14 protein-coding genes are annotated in these 13,897 nt (G+C 70.8%); 2 read left to right on the forward strand and 12 right to left on the reverse strand.

What is annotated here, in order from left to right; all coding sequences use genetic code 11:
• The 4 genes from Q0283_RS08515 to Q0283_RS08530 all read right to left on the reverse strand — a co-directional run.
• The coding region (locus Q0283_RS08515; protein WP_298044201.1) for a cbb3-type cytochrome c oxidase subunit I at window positions 1–514 on the reverse strand (514 nt) is incomplete at its 3' end.
• A complete protein-coding gene (gene coxB / locus Q0283_RS08520) occupies window positions 514–1,464 on the reverse strand; it encodes a cytochrome c oxidase subunit II (protein ID WP_298044202.1) in 951 nt (316 codons plus the stop codon). The genes coxB and Q0283_RS08515, both read right to left, overlap by 1 nt.
• Before the next feature lie 233 nt (window positions 1,465–1,697).
• Window positions 1,698–2,090, reverse strand: a complete 393-nt coding sequence (locus Q0283_RS08525) for an iron-sulfur cluster assembly accessory protein (RefSeq protein ID WP_010145801.1) — start codon at window positions 2,088–2,090, stop codon at window positions 1,698–1,700.
• A 112-nt stretch (window positions 2,091–2,202) separates the two neighbouring features.
• Window positions 2,203–3,576, reverse strand: coding sequence for a dipeptidase (locus Q0283_RS08530; protein ID WP_298044203.1), 1,374 nt, complete (start codon window positions 3,574–3,576; stop codon window positions 2,203–2,205).
• Window positions 3,577–3,660: 84 nt separating this feature from the next.
• Here Q0283_RS08530 and Q0283_RS08535 point away from each other — a divergent pair, with 84 nt between their 5' ends.
• Entirely contained in the window at window positions 3,661–4,248 is a 588-nt protein-coding gene (locus tag Q0283_RS08535) for a DUF3043 domain-containing protein (protein WP_298044204.1), read from the forward strand.
• A 9-nt stretch (window positions 4,249–4,257) separates the two neighbouring features.
• Here Q0283_RS08535 and Q0283_RS08540 read toward each other — a convergent pair whose 3' ends face one another.
• Window positions 4,258–5,346, reverse strand: a complete 1,089-nt coding sequence (locus Q0283_RS08540) for a quinone-dependent dihydroorotate dehydrogenase (protein WP_183526186.1) — start codon at window positions 5,344–5,346, stop codon at window positions 4,258–4,260.
• Window positions 5,347–5,369: 23 nt separating this feature from the next.
• Here Q0283_RS08540 and Q0283_RS08545 point away from each other — a divergent pair, with 23 nt between their 5' ends.
• Window positions 5,370–6,446: an alpha/beta hydrolase gene (locus Q0283_RS08545; RefSeq protein ID WP_183526189.1), complete on the forward strand. Its 1,077-nt coding sequence runs from the start codon at window positions 5,370–5,372 to the stop codon at window positions 6,444–6,446.
• Here the strand turns inward: Q0283_RS08545 and Q0283_RS08550 are convergent.
• The 7 genes from Q0283_RS08550 to Q0283_RS08580 form a co-directional block, all read right to left on the reverse strand.
• The gene (locus Q0283_RS08550; protein ID WP_183526192.1) at window positions 6,437–7,240 is read right to left on the reverse strand and encodes an isoprenyl transferase; all 804 of its coding nucleotides are present in this window, start codon (window positions 7,238–7,240) and stop codon (window positions 6,437–6,439) included. The genes Q0283_RS08545 and Q0283_RS08550 overlap by 10 nt on opposite strands.
• An 8-nt stretch (window positions 7,241–7,248) precedes the next feature.
• Window positions 7,249–8,040 (reverse strand): DNA repair protein RecO, encoded by a 792-nt coding sequence (gene recO, locus Q0283_RS08555; protein ID WP_298044205.1) that lies wholly within the window; start codon window positions 8,038–8,040, stop codon window positions 7,249–7,251.
• Between the two features lie 12 nt (window positions 8,041–8,052).
• Window positions 8,053–9,840, reverse strand: a complete 1,788-nt coding sequence (gene leuA / locus Q0283_RS08560; protein WP_183528376.1) for a 2-isopropylmalate synthase — start codon at window positions 9,838–9,840, stop codon at window positions 8,053–8,055.
• Window positions 9,841–10,117: 277 nt separating this feature from the next.
• On the reverse strand, window positions 10,118–11,083 hold the full coding sequence (gene era, locus Q0283_RS08565; protein ID WP_183526198.1) for a GTPase Era: 966 nt from the start codon (window positions 11,081–11,083) through the stop codon (window positions 10,118–10,120).
• Window positions 11,080–12,432, reverse strand: coding sequence for a hemolysin family protein (locus tag Q0283_RS08570; RefSeq protein ID WP_183526201.1), 1,353 nt, complete (start codon window positions 12,430–12,432; stop codon window positions 11,080–11,082). Before Q0283_RS08570 ends, era begins: the two co-directional genes overlap by 4 nt.
• Before the next feature lie 3 nt (window positions 12,433–12,435).
• Complete coding sequence (gene ybeY, locus Q0283_RS08575) at window positions 12,436–12,909, reverse strand: rRNA maturation RNase YbeY (protein ID WP_010145375.1); 474 nt, start codon at window positions 12,907–12,909, stop codon at window positions 12,436–12,438.
• Window positions 12,899–13,816 carry a PhoH family protein gene (locus tag Q0283_RS08580; RefSeq protein WP_083843453.1) on the reverse strand — a complete coding sequence of 306 codons (918 nt, stop codon included), beginning with the start codon at window positions 13,814–13,816 and terminating at the stop codon, window positions 12,899–12,901. Before Q0283_RS08580 ends, ybeY begins: the two co-directional genes overlap by 11 nt.
• Window positions 13,817–13,897: the final 81 nt, after the last annotated feature.

Here is a 13,897-nt window from a genome sequence, read left to right on the forward strand (position 1 = left end):
AGACCCAGAGGTCACCGCCCACGCCCGGCGAGTACGTGGTGTTCGACAGGGGCGCGTACGCGAACCAGCCGAACGAGGCCGCACCCTGCGGGGTGAGGAAACCGGCCACCGCGATGATCGAGCCGAACAGGAAGAACCAGAACGCCAGGGCGTTCATGCGGGGGAACGACACGTCCGGCGCGCCGATCTGCAGCGGCATGATGACGTTGGCGAAGCCGATGAACAGCGGGGTCGCGAACATCAGCAGCATGATCGTGCCGTGCATGGTGAACAGCTGGTTGTACTGCTCCTTCGTCTGGAGCAACTGCATGCCCGGCTCGAAGAGCTCGGCGCGGATCAGCAGCGCCATGACGCCGCCGATGCAGAAGAAGATGAAGGACGTGATCAGGTACATGTACCCGATCGTCTTGTGGTCGGTGGTCGTCAGCCAGTTGACGACGATCCTGCCCTTGGAGACGGGCACCACGCGCGGCTGGGCCGCCGCCTCGTCCGTGGCGTACTCATAGGTGGTCATCAGTTGTCTCCCTCACCTGTCAGGTCCTCGCCACCGGTCGAACCGCCGGACTCACCGCGCAGGGTGCCGTCACCCTGGTTCTGGACCTGGGAGTCACGCCAGCCGTCCGGGTTCTCGTTCGGGTTGCGGTTGTACTCCTCACCCAGGTGGCCGTCCTCCATCCGGGACAGCTGCTCCCGGAACTCGGCCTCGGAGACGACCTCCACGTTGAAGAGCATCTCGGAGTGGTACTCGCCGCAGAGTTCGGCGCACTTGCCCTGGAAGCGTCCCTCTTCCTGGGGCGTCAGGTAGATGTAGTTGGTCTTGCCCGGGACCATGTCCAGCTTGCGCAGGAACGCGGGGACCCAGAACGAGTGGATGACGTCACGCGAGTTCAGCTCGAACTCGACCGGGACGTCCACCGGCAGGTACAAGGTCGGCAGCGTCTCCTCGACACCCTCGGTGCCGTCGAGCTGTGCCTGGACGCCGGCAAGGTGCTTCTCCTGGCCGTCGTAGCTGTAGTTGAAGTCCCAGGCCCACTGCTTGCCGTAGACCTGGACGGTCAGCGGCGAGTCCTCCACCGGGGTGTCCACCGAGCGCTGGACGCGGTCGGTGAAGCCCCACAGGGTCAGGACCATGATGATCGGGATGACGGTGAACAGCGTCTCCAACGGGACGTTGTAGGCCATCTGGCGCGGGTAGCCCTTGTCGTTCTTCCGGCGCCGGTAGGCGACCATGCACCACAGCATCATGGCCCAGGCCGCCAGGCCCACGATCAGGGCTGCGATCCAGGAGTTGACCCACAGGTCGGTCAACTCGGCGGACTGGTTCGTGGTCTCCCGCGTGCCCGGCAGCCAGCCACGCTGGACCTGCTCGGAGCAACCGGACAGGACCACGGCTGCCACGACGGCAAGCGCTCCCCCCTTCAGGAGACGCCTGCCACGGCTGCCGGCTTGATTCTGCGATCTCACAGACGGCCCTTCCTCTTCATCTTGAGTGCGAATGCCTCCTGTGACGGACCATGCCGCGCCAGCGTCTGGGCCGGGACGACGAAGCCACAGGGGGACCCCTAGGTTTACTACCTACTGTAGAGCTTACCGTCCTGATCGTCTGCCCCATGACACGCGGAAACGCCGAGTGCCCGGACCCCCAAGGGGCCCGGGCACTCGGTTCTGCGGGGATCCGGCTCGAATCCCGCGGTGGCTCAGTGGAAGGAGTCTCCGCACGCGCAGGAACCGCCGGCGTTCGGGTTGTCGATCGTGAACCCCTGCTTGGAGATGGTGTCCTCGAAGTCGATGGTGGCACCCGTGAGGTACGGGACGCTCATCTTGTCCACGATGACCTCGACACCGTCGAAGTCACGCAGGGTGTCGCCCTCGAGCACCCGCTCGTCGAAGTAGAGCTGGTAGATCAGTCCGGAGCACCCTCCGGGCTGCACGGCCACCCGCAGGCGCAGGTCGGTACGGCCCTCCTGCTCCAGCAGGGTGCGGACCTTCGTGGCGGCCACGTCGGTCAGGGCGACCTCGTGGGCGTCCAGGCCCTCGGCGGGCTGGGCGGTGGGGATCTCAGTCCCGGATGCTTCTGCGGAAACGCTCATGATCGCTCCTTCTTCTGCGCGTCTACTCCCCCTCGGGGTCGGCGGACAGGGCCCGCCGTCACCGGTGCCAACAGCACGGGTGGCCGGAACATTCCCGGCCGGTCCGACGAGTCTAGGCGCCGGCGCCGAGCCGGACCAGCAGGAGGGCCTCGGCCAGCACGGCGTTGCGGAAGTCACCGAGGTGCAGCGACTCGTTGGCCGAGTGCGCGCGGGAGTCCGGGTCCTCCACGCCCGTGATCAGCAGCGTCGCCGCCGGGAAGACCTCCACGAGGTCCGCCGTGAAGGGGATGGAGCCGCCGATCCCGGTCTCCACCGGTTCCACGCCCCAGGCGTCCCGGAGGGAGTCCAGCATCGCCCGGGCCGCGGGCGCCGACGTGTCGGTGGCGAAGGGCTGGCCGGTCTCCCCCGGTTCGAAGAAGACCTCGGCGCCGAACAGGTCCTGGGCCAGTACGTGCTCACGCACCGCGGCCATGGCCTGTTCCGGGTCGGTTCCGGGCCCCAGCCGCAGGCTGAACTTGGCGCGGGCCTCCGGCTGCAGGGTGTTCGACGCGACCTCCAGCCGGGGCACGTCCGTCCCGATGATGCTCAGGGCCGGCCGGTTCCACAACCGGTCCGCCAGGGGGCCGCTGCCGGCCAGTCGCACGGGGTCCAGGACCGAGGCATCGGCACGGTAGTCGGCCTCCGGGTACTCGATCGCCGCGTGATGCCGCTGCTCCAGGCCCGCGATCGCGACGTTGCCCTGGTCGTCGTGCAGGGTGGCGATGAGCCGGGCCAGCAGCGTGGGGGCGTCCAGGACCGGCCCGCCGTACATCCCGGAGTGCACGGCGTGGTCCAGGACGCGCACCCCGATGACCCCGTCCACCAGTCCCCGCAGCGAGGTGGTCAGGGCGGGCACGCCGACCTTCCAGTTGCCGGAGTCGGCCACCACGATGACGTCCGCGGCCAACCGGTCACGGTGCCTGTCCAGGAACGCCCGGAACGTGGGTGAACCGGCCTCCTCCTCCCCCTCGATGAAGAAGGTGACGCCCACCCCGGGGTCCGCGCCGACGTCGAGCAGTGCCTTCAGCGCCGTCAGGTGGACCATGATGCCGGCCTTGTCATCGGCCGCGCCGCGCCCGAAGAGCCGGCCGTCGCGCTCGACGGCGGTGAACGGCTCGGTCTGCCACAGGGCCAGGTCCCCCACGGGCTGGACGTCGTGGTGCGCGTAGAGCAGGACCGTCGGTTGTCCGGGTGCGGCCGGGCGGCGCCCGACGACGGCCGGTCCGCCGCCTGCCTCCGTCAGGATCTCGACGTCGTCCAGTCCCAGGCCGCGGATCAGCTCGGCGACCGTGCGGGCGGACCGCTCGAGGGGTTCGCGGTCGAAGGAGTCCCAGGCGATGCCCGGGATGGCCACGAGGTCCTCCAGGGTGGAGATCGCCTGGGGCATCAGCGCGTCCACGGCATCGGCGAGGCGGGTGATCAGGTCACGGTCAGGCTGTTCGGGCATGGGGCCAGCGTACCGATCCGGACCGGCCGGTGGCACGGGCCCGGCCTGGCCCACGGGCGGGCCCCGACGACCTAGAATGAACGGGTGTTTGGACGCAAGAAGACCACCGAGAACCCTGCCGAGATGCCCGTGGTGCCCGCAGAGGAGGTCGGCGCTGCCCCGCGGCAGAAGAAGGGGCCGACCCCCACGCGCGCCCAGCAGGAGGCGGCCCGCCGCCGCCCGCTGGTGCCGGACGACCGCAAGGCCGCCCGGGCGGCGTCCCGCGAGGCCGAGGCCGCCGAGCGGCAGAAGATGCGGCTCGCCATGGAGACCGGCGACGAGCGGCACATGCCGCTCCGCGACCGTGGACCGCAGAAGCGCTACGCCCGGGACTTCGTGGACGCCCGCACCGGCCTGGGCGAGTGGCTGATGATCATCGTCCTCGTCTACGTGTTCATGGCGTTCCTGCCCAACACGGACCTGCAGCTGTGGCTCACGTTCTCCCTGTGGGCGCTGGTGCTCCTGGTGGTCCTCGAGGGCGTCCTCGTCTCGTTCCAGCTCAAGGGGCGCCTGACGGAGAAGTTCGGCGCGGTCGAACGCGGCGTGCGCTGGTACGGGGTGATGCGCGCCATGCAGCTGCGCCGGCTGCGCCTGCCCAAGCCCCAGGTCAAGCGGGGCCAGTACCCCGCCTGACCGGGAGGCTCAGCGTCCCCGCGCCAGGTCGCGGTTGATGCGCGCCGCCCAGAAGGGCCCCTCGTACAGGAACGCCGTGTAGCCCTGGACCAGGTCGGCCCCGAGGTCGAGTCGCTGCTGCACGTCTGCGCCGGTGGTCACCCCGCCGACGGAGACCAGGGCCACCGAGTCCGGCAGCCCCGACCGCAGGCGGGTCAGCACCTGGAGCGACCGGTCCTTCAGCGGGGCCCCGGACAGGCCGCCGGGACCCATGGCCTCCACCTCGGCGGCCGGGGTGCGGAGCCCCTCGCGGCTGATCGTGGTGTTGGTGGCGATGACCCCGTCCAGGCCCAGTTCGACGGCCATCCCGGCCACGGCGTCGACGTCCTCGTCGGCCAGGTCCGGGGCGATCTTCACGGCCAGCGGGACGTGACGTCCGGTCGTCCGGTCGGCCGTGGCCCGGACCTGGGCGAGCAGCGGGGCCAGCGCCTCGATGTCCTGGAGCTGGCGCAGTCCCGGGGTGTTCGGCGAGGAGACGTTGACCACCAGGTAGTCGGCGTGGAGTGCCAGGGCCGCGGTGGAGACCAGGTAGTCCCGGGTGGCGTCCTGCAGCGGCACCGCCTTGGTCTTGCCGATGTTCACCCCGAGGACCGGACGACGGCTGCCGAACCGCCGGGTCAGCGTCTTGCGGGTGGCCTTGAGGCGGGGCGCGACGGCGGCGGCCCCGTCGTTGTTGAAGCCCATCCGGTTGATCAGGGCGCGGTCCTCGACGAGCCGGAAGAGCCGCGGCGCCGGGTTGCCCGGTTGCGCCTGCCCGGTGATCGTCCCCACCTCGATGTGGCCGAAGCCGAGGTCGGCCAGGGCGGCCGTGCCCAGTCCCTGCTTGTCGAAACCGGCCGCCAGCCCGAAGGGCGAGGGGAAGTCCAGTCCCATGACGCGGGTGGTCAGCGACGGGTGGGGACGGGTCAGTCGGCGCAGCGCGGCCGAGACCCCGGTGGCTTCGGTGGCGCGGATCATGCTGAAGCCGGCGTGGTGGGCCTTCTCGGCGTCCATGCCCTTGAAGAAGGCGTTGAAGAAGGCCGGGTAGACCCGCGGCAGGGTGAGGTCGGGGTGGGGCATGACTCCATCGTAGGCTGGCCGTCATGCCCTCCCTGCCATCGACCCGGGACGAACCGGACACCCCGGACGAGCCGCGGCCCGCGCAGGAGCCCCTCACCGGTCCCGAGGGGGACCTGTTGGAGGACTCGCCGCCCGGGGTGTGGGTCCCGGACGTGCTGGAGGGCTTCGAGCGCCTGACCGTCCCGCTGGAGGTGGACGAGGAGGGCCCCAACGTGGCCACCCTCGTCCGGGTCGCCCGGGGTCCGGCGACCGGTGAGCGGGCTGCCGGCAGGCTACGGCACCGGGTTCCCGTGCTGTATGTCCACGGCTGGTCGGACTACTTCTACAACGCCCCGCTGGCCCGGCTCTTCGAGGAGCACGGTTACGCCTTCCACGCCCTGGACCTGCGCAAGTACGGACGCTCGCTGCGCCCGGGCCAGACTCCCGGCTGGGTCCAGAGCCTGCAGGTCTACGACGACGAGATCGGCTCGGCGCTGCGCCTGATCGCCGGGGACCACCCCGAGCCCCCGGTGCTGATGGGACACTCCACCGGCGGGCTCACCCTCTCCCTGTGGGCCGACCGGCATCCGGGCCGGGCCCGGGCCCTGGTGCTGAACAGCCCCTGGCTGGAGATGCAGGGCTCCGCGCTGGTGCGGCTGATGGCCCAGGCCGTGCTGGACCCGGTGGCCCGGCTGCAGCCGAAGAGCTTCCTGAGGCTGCCCCGCGTGGACCACTACTGGCGGTCCATCTCGGACGAGGCCGAGGGCGACTGGGCGCTGCACCCGCTCTGGCGTCCCCGGCACTCCTTCGAGGTGCCCGGCGGCTGGCTGCAGGCGGTGATGGCCGGGCACGCCCGGGTGGCGTCCGGGCTGGGGCTGGCCGAGCCGGTCTACGTCATGCTGTCCGACCGCACGGTCTTCGGCACCAGGTGGTCCGAGGACATGACGGCCGCGGACGTCGTGCTGGACGTGGAGGTCCTGGCCCAGCGTGCCACCCGCCTCGGCCGGCACGTGACGGTGGTCCGCCATCCCGGCGCCCTGCACGACGTGATGGCCTCCGTCGAGCCCATCCGCCGGACGGCCGCCCGCGAGATGTTCACGTGGCTGGGTGCCTACGCCTGAGCGTCGCCCGACCGGTCCACGGCTCCCCCGTAACGGCGGTCGCGCCGGGCGTAGACCTCGACGGCGTCCCACAGGGTGGTCCGGTCCACGTCCGGCCACAGCGTGTCCAGGAAGACCAGCTCCGCGTAGGCGGACTGCCAGAGCAGGAAGTTGGAGAGCCGCTGTTCCCCCGAGGTGCGCAGGAACAGGTCCACGTCCGGGACGTCCGGCTCGTCCAGGTGCCGGGTGATGGTCTCCTCCCGGATGCCCGCCGCGGACAGCCGCCCGGCCTCGACCTCCCGGGCGATGTCCTTCACCGCGTCGGTGATCTCGGCCCGCGAGCCGTAGTTCACGCACATCGTCAGGTGGCAGCGGGTGTTCTGCCGGGTCTGGTCCTCGGCGACGAGCAGTTCGTCCACGACGGACTTCCACAGCCGGGGCCGGCGGCCGTTCCACCGGATCCGCACCCCCCAGGAGTCCAGGGTGTCCCGCTGGCGGCGCAGCACGTCACGGGAGAAGCCCATCAGGAAGCGCACCTCCTCCGGGGAGCGCTTCCAGTTCTCCGTGGAGAAGGCGTAGACGGTCACGTACTCGATCCCGAGCTGCACGGCGCCGGCCATGACGTCCAGCAGGGCCGCCTCCCCGGCCCGGTGGCCCTCGGTGCGGGGCAGCCCGCGCTGGTTGGCCCACCGGCCGTTGCCGTCCATGACGATCGCCACGTGGCGTGGCACGAACCGCGGGTCCATGACCGGTGGTTGCGCCCCGCTGGGGTGCGGGTACGGCTCCTGGACGGCGCGGGCGGGTCGACGGGGCATGCGGTCCTCTAGGGGTGGCGGTCGGCGTCCTGGCCCATCACGGCCAGGGACTTCAGGTGGCGTTCCAGGTGGAACTGCAGGTACCCCGCCACGATACCGGCCGCCTCGCGCCGGGAGGCCTCCGGCGCGGCGTCCGCGGTCGTCCAGTCCCCCGAGAGCAGGGCGGCCAGCAGCGCCACCGACTGGGGGGCCGGCGTCGAGGACCCGGGCGGCCGGCAGTCGTCGCAGACGCTGCCGCCGAGCGTGACGTTGACGGAGCGGTGCGGCCCGGGCGCCCCGCAGCGGGCGCACGAGGTGAAACTCGGCGCCCAGCCTGCCGTCGCCAGGGCCCGCAGAAGGTACGAGTCCAGCAGCAGGCGGGGTGCGTGGGCCCGCCGTGCCAGGGCCGCCAGGGCCCCGTGCAGCAAGCGGTACTGGCTCGGCGCCTCGACCCCGCCACCGTGCTCCCCCACCTCGGTCACCGTCAGCCGTTCGGCCGTCTCCACCATGGCGGAGGCCGCCGCGTAGGCGTCGTAATCCGCGGCGATGGCGGTGCCGTAGGGGGTGACCGATTGGGCCTGGGTGATGATGTCCAGGTTCCGGCCGTGGACGAGCTGCAGCCGGGACAGCATGAACGGCTCCAGGGTGGCCCCGAACTTCGAGGTCGTCCGGCGGACCCCCTTGGCCACGGCCCGGACCTGGCCGTGGCCGGGGGTCAGCAGCACGATGATGCGATCCGCCTCACCCAGCTTGTAGGTGCGCAGCACCAGGGCGTCGGTGCGATAGCTGTTGGCGGCATAACCGCCGCCCCGGCCCGCCATCGTCGGTGACCGTCAGTGGGCGGCCGACCCGGACGCCGCGGGACCGACGATGGCCTCGAGCAGTTCGGCGTCGTCCCGCAGGGCACGGTTGACGGCGGAGACGACGGCCTTGAGCGAGGCCATCGTGGTGTTGTAGTCCAGCCCCACGCCCCACAGGACGCGCTCCCCCACGGCGCACTCGACGTACGCCGCCGCCATCGCCGAGCCACCCTCCGACAGGGCGTGCTCGGTGTAGTCGAGCACCCGGATGTCGAGCCCGTCCTCGGACAGGATCGTCAGCAGGGCGGCGATGGGTCCGTTGCCGGACGCGGTGCGCTGGTGCCGCACGCCCGCGACGTCTGCCTCGGCCGTCATCGTGAAGCTGCCGTCCTCGGCGGTCTCGGAGTGCACCGCGCCGAGCCGGTAGTGACCCCAGCGGGTCTGGCCCTCCTCGGCCGGCAGGTACTCGTCCTGGAAGACCTGCCAGAGCTGGTCGCCCGTGACCTCCCCGCCCTGGCTGTCCGCCATCCGCTGGATGACGTGGGAGAACTCGATCTGCGCACGACGCGGCAGGTCCAGGTTGTGCTCGCTCTTGAGCAGGTAGGCCACGCCGCCCTTGCCGGACTGCGAGTTCACCCGGATCACGGCCTCGTAGGAGCGCCCGATGTCCTGGGGGTCGATCGGCAGGTAGGGGACCGCCCACGGGATGCCGTCCCGGTCGGTGCCGGCCTCGGCCGCGTCGGCGTCCATGACCTCGAAGCCCTTCTTGATGGCATCCTGGTGCGAACCGGAGAAGGCGGTGAACACCAGGTCGCCGCCGTAGGGCACCCGCTCGGCGACCTTGAGCTGGTTGCAGTACTCGACCGTCCGGCGGATCGAGTCCATGTCGGAGAAGTCGATCATCGGGTCGATGCCCTGGCTGTAGAGGTTCATGCCCAGGGTGACCAGGTCCACGTTCCCGGTGCGCTCACCGTTGCCGAACAGGCAGCCCTCGATCCGGTCCGCGCCGGCCATGTAGCCCAGCTCGGCGGCGGCCACACCGGTGCCGCGGTCGTTGTGCGGGTGCAGGGACAGGATGATGGCGTCCCGGTGGGCGAGGTTGCGGTGCATCCACTCGATCGAGTCGGCGTAGACGTTCGGGGTCGCCATCTCCACGGTGGCCGGCAGGTTCAGGATCATCTGGCGGTCGGTGGAGGCCTCCAGGACCTCGGCCACCTCGTTGGAGATGCGGGCGGCGAACTCCAGCTCCGTGCCGGTGAAGGACTCCGGGGAGTACTGGTAGATGATCTCCGTGCCCTTCATCTGCTCCTCGTACTTCCGGCACAGTCGGGCCCCGGAGGTGGCGATGTCCACGATGCCGTCCTGGTCCTCGCGGAACACGACGCGGCGCTGGAGCACGGAGGTGGAGTTGTACAGGTGCACGATCGCGCGGTGGCAGCCCTCGAGCGCCTCATACGTGCGCTCGATCAGGTGCTCGCGGGACTGGGTGAGGACCTGGATGGTGACGTCCTCGGGGATCCGGTCCTCGGTGATCAGCTGGCGGACGAAGTCGAAATCGGTCTGCGATGCCGACGGGAAGCCGACCTCGATCTCCTTGTAGCCCATGGACACCAGCAGCTCGAACATCCGCAGCTTGCGCTCCGGCCCCATCGGGTCGATGAGGGCCTGGTTGCCGTCGCGCAGGTCGACCGCGCACCACCGGGGCGCCTCGGTGATGACCTTGTCCGGCCACGTGCGGTCCGGCAGGTGGACCTGGATCTGGTCCTGGAAGGGGGTGTACTTGTGGAACTTCATCCCGGAGGACTTCTGCAGGTTGCGCATGGTGCTGTTCAGCGTGCCTTTCATGGATCCGGCGTGGACCGGAGGGTCTGACGGGGGCAGGGGCCGTGGTTCTTCCTCCGCAACGGGGATCCGGCCCCACCGGGTGCTGCGAACACCCGGCGCGTCAGCGCGTGGCGGGCACCACGACCGACGGCTCAGCCCCGTTGCGGCGGCCTAGTAGCAGCCCCGCAACGGTGTCCGGGAGGATCCCGGCGAGTCCCAGTCGGTCACGCATGGCATCAGACTAGCACCGCGCGCGCCGCGGGTCGGGAGAGCGTCAGAACCCCAGCCGGCCGAGCTGCTTGGGATCGCGCTGCCACTCCTTGGCGACCTTGACCCGCAGGTCGAGGTAGACGGGGGTGCCCAGGAGCCGCTCGATCGAGGTGCGGGCCTGGGAGCCGATCGCCTTGAGCCGGGAGCCGCCCTTGCCGATGATGATCGCCTTCTGGCTGTCCCGCTCCACGAACACGTTGGCGTGCACGTCCAGCAGCGGCCTGTCCGCGGGCCGTCCCTCTCGGGGGTTCATCTCCTCGACCACGACGGCCACGGAGTGCGGCAGCTCGTCCCGCACCCCCTCCAGGGCCGCCTCGCGGATCAGCTCGGCGACCATGACGGCCTCCGGCTCGTCCGTGAGCTCGCCCCCGGGGTACAGCGGCGGGGACAGGGGCAACTGACCGGCCAGCACCTCGGCCACGTCCTCCACCTGGTGGCCCTTGACCGCTGAGACGGGCACGACGGCGGCAAAGCCGGCCCCGCCGTTCTCCGGGCCCAGGACCTCGTCCCCCAGCGCCGTGACGGCCAGCAGCTGCTCGGCGACCTGGTCCGGCTTCACCTTGTCCGTCTTGGTCACCAGCGCCACGACCGGGCGGCGGTTCAGCAGGGCCAGCTGGCCGGCGATGTAGCGGTCCCCCGGCCCGATCCTCTCGTCCGCCGGGATGCAGAACCCGACGGCGTCGACCTCACCCAGCGTCTCGGCCACCAGGTCGTTGAGCCGCTGGCCCAGCAGGGTCCGGGGCCGGTGCAGCCCGGGGGTGTCCACCAGCACCAGCTGGAAGGCGTCCCGGTGGACGATGCCGCGGATGGTGTGCCGGGTGGTCTGCGGCTTGGAGGAGGTGATGGCCACCTTCTCCCCCACCAGGGCGTTGGTCAGCGTGGACTTGCCGGCGTTGGGCCGCCCCACGAGGGAGACGAATCCGGCCCGGAAGCCCTCGGGTACCGCGTTGGGGTCGAGCAGGTTGGTCATCGGGTCTCCCGGTATGCGTGGGCGTCGGTGTGTTCGTCCTCGTCCTGAGGTGCCGGCACCAGTTCGGTGCCCGGCCGGCGTCGGGGTCCGGCGGTGTCCCGGACGATGAGACGGGCGACGCGGTTGCGACGCCCCTCGAGGGACTCGGCGGTCAGTTCGATGCCCTGTACGGTCACGCACGAGCCCTGGATCGGGACCCGGCCGAGGGTCTTGGCGAGCAGGCCGCCGACGGTGTCGATGTCGTCCTCGTCGTCCAGGTCCACGCCGAACATCTCGGCGAAGTCGTCGATGCCCATCCGGGCATCCACCCGGAAGGTCCCGTCCTGGAGGGGTTCGACCTCGGGCCGGTCCTGCCGGTCGTACTCGTCCGAGATCTCCCCGACGATCTCCTCGATGAGGTCCTCGAGCGTGACCAGTCCGGCGGTGCCACCGTACTCGTCGACCACGATGGCCACGTGCTTGGACTCGCGCTGCAGTTCCGGCAGCAGTGCGGAGACCTGCTTGGACTCCGGGACGAACCGGACGTCCCGGGCCACGGGGTCGACGGGCGCGGTCCGGTCCACGTCGCCGTCGGGACCGCGGTGCAGGGCCCGGGCGACGTCCTTGAGGTAGACCATCCCGAAGACCTCGTCGGCGTTGTCCCCGATCAGCGGGATGCGGGAGCAGCCCGAGCGCAGGAACAGGTTCATCGCGTCCTCGAGGGAGGTGCCCGTCTCCATCGTGACGATGTCGGTGCGCGGGACCATGACGGCCCGCACGAGCGTGTCCCCCATGTCGAAGACCGACTGGATCAGTTCGGCCTCGGAGTCCTCCAGGACGTCGGCGTCGTTGGCGCGGGCCACGAACTCGCGGAAGTGCCGCTCCTCGATCTCCGCGGCCTCCTCCTCCTCGTCCTCCGAACGTGGCCCGGGCGCGGCGAACCGGGCCGGGAGCGGGCCGAGCAGCACGGTGAGGAACCGGACGAGGCCGGCGGTGCGCTGGGCGGCGGCCACCTCGTGCCGGGTACCGACCTGGCGCGGGGAGAGCACCACCAGCAGCAGTGCCACCAGGCCCATCAGGACCGTGGACACCACCGCGGTGAGCCACACGATCCCGATCAGCGAGTGGATGAACAGGGTGCCGGCGACCGCCGCGGTGGTCTCGGCGAACAATCGCCAGAACCGCAGGGCGTGCAGGTGCTCGGGCAGGCGGGCCATCACGGTGAGGATTGGGCTGCGCGGGCGCCGCAGGGCGATGCCCTCGGCCTCCTTGCGGGACAGGTAGCCCAGGGACGTCTCGGCCACGGCCAGCGTCCAGGTCAGGAGCAACAGCAGCGCCAGCAGCACCGCCAGCAGGATGGTGGTCAGCACGGCTCAGTCCTCGGTGGGATCGGGCGCCGGCCGGCCGAGGTAGTCCCCGAGCAACCGGGCCTGCAGGCCGAACATCTCGGCGCGGTCCTCGGGCTCCTCGTGGTCGAAGCCGAGCAGGTGCAGGATGCCGTGGGTCAGCAGCAGCAGGATCTCATCCGACGTCGGGTGCCCGCCCCGGGCGGCCTGCACGGCCGCCACCTGGGGGCAGATGACCACGTCGCCGAGCAGCCCCTCGGGGCTGGGCGCCTCGGGGGTGCCCGGACGCAGCTCGTCCATGGGGAAGCTCATCACGTCCGTGGCCCCGGGCAGGTCCATCCACTCCAGGTGCAGCTGCTCCATGGCCGCCTCGTCCACGCAGATCACGGACAGCTCGGCCCCGGGGTGGACGTGCAGTCCGGCCAGCACGGACCTGGCCAGTCCCAGCAGCGACTCCTCGTCGACGGCGACGCCGGACTCATTGACGATCTCAACGGCCATGGCTGAGCCCCTCGTAGGCGTCCACGATCCGGCTGACCAGGCGGTGCCGGACCACGTCGGTGGAGGTCAGCCGCACCACCGCGATGTCGTCCACGCCCTCGAGCACGGAGACCGCCTGCGCCAGCCCGGAGTCGGTCCCGCGGGGCAGGTCGACCTGGCTGGTGTCCCCGGTGACGACCATGTGCGAGCCGAAGCCCAACCGGGTCAGGAACATCTTCATCTGCTCACCGGTGGTGTTCTGGGCCTCGTCGAGGATGATGAAGGCGTCGTTGAGCGTGCGGCCGCGCATGTACGCCAGCGGGGCCACCTCGATGGTGCCGTCCGCCATGAGCCGGGGGATCGACTCCGGCTCCACCATGTCGTGCAGGGCGTCGTAGAGCGGGCGCAGGTAGGGGTCGATCTTCTCGGACAGCGTCCCCGGCAGGTACCCCAGGCGTTCCCCGGCCTCGACCGCGGGGCGGGTCAGGATGATCCGGTTGACCTCCTTGGCCTGCAGTGCCTGGACGGCCTTGGCCATGGCCAGGTAGGTCTTGCCGGTGCCGGCCGGCCCGAGCCCGAAGACGACGGTGTGCTCGTCGATGCACTCGACGTAGCGCTGCTGGTTGACCGTCTTGGGCCGGATCTTGCGTCCCCGACTGGACAGGATGGAGGCCGAGAGCATCCCCGAGGCCCGGGCCCCGGACCCGCCCCGGACCAGGGTGGACACCTGTTCCACCACCTCCGGGGTGATCGTGGTGCCCCGCCGGGCCAGCACGTTGAGGTCCTCGATGATCTGGCGCGCCTGGCCCACGTCGGCGGTCCGCCCGTCCACGTCCAGGTCCTGGCCCCGGACGGCCAGGGCCAGTCCGGGGTAGATGCCCTCGAGGATGCGCAGCAACAGGTCCTGCGTGCCCAGGGTCCGGACCATGTCCTCGGCGGAGGCGAAGGTGATGGTGATCTGGTCCCGGTCGGTTCCGGTCGAATCGGTGGGGAGGCTCAAGGCGGGGGG

The sequence above is a fragment of the uncultured Citricoccus sp. genome, assembly GCF_937871995.1.
Taxonomy (GTDB): domain Bacteria; phylum Actinomycetota; class Actinomycetes; order Actinomycetales; family Micrococcaceae; genus Citricoccus.

Coding starts and splice junctions, on each gene's coding strand:
- era (WP_183526198.1), bottom strand. CDS start 11,083: ATGACCAACCTGCTCGACCCCAACGCGGTACCCGAGGGCTTCCGGGCC.
- Q0283_RS08550 (WP_183526192.1), bottom strand. CDS start 7,240: ATGCCCCGTCGACCCGCCCGCGCCGTCCAGGAGCCGTACCCGCACCCC.
- recO (WP_298044205.1), bottom strand. CDS start 8,040: ATGGCGGGCCGGGGCGGCGGTTATGCCGCCAACAGCTATCGCACCGAC.
- Q0283_RS08580 (WP_083843453.1), bottom strand. CDS start 13,816: ATGGTCCGGACCCTGGGCACGCAGGACCTGTTGCTGCGCATCCTCGAG.
- Q0283_RS08525 (WP_010145801.1), bottom strand. CDS start 2,090: ATGAGCGTTTCCGCAGAAGCATCCGGGACTGAGATCCCCACCGCCCAG.
- Q0283_RS08540 (WP_183526186.1), bottom strand. CDS start 5,346: ATGCCCCACCCCGACCTCACCCTGCCGCGGGTCTACCCGGCCTTCTTC.
- leuA (WP_183528376.1), bottom strand. CDS start 9,840: ATGCGCAACCTGCAGAAGTCCTCCGGGATGAAGTTCCACAAGTACACC.
- Q0283_RS08530 (WP_298044203.1), bottom strand. CDS start 3,576: ATGCCCGAACAGCCTGACCGTGACCTGATCACCCGCCTCGCCGATGCC.
- ybeY (WP_010145375.1), bottom strand. CDS start 12,909: ATGGCCGTTGAGATCGTCAATGAGTCCGGCGTCGCCGTCGACGAGGAG.
- Q0283_RS08545 (WP_183526189.1), top strand. CDS start 5,370: ATGCCCTCCCTGCCATCGACCCGGGACGAACCGGACACCCCGGACGAG.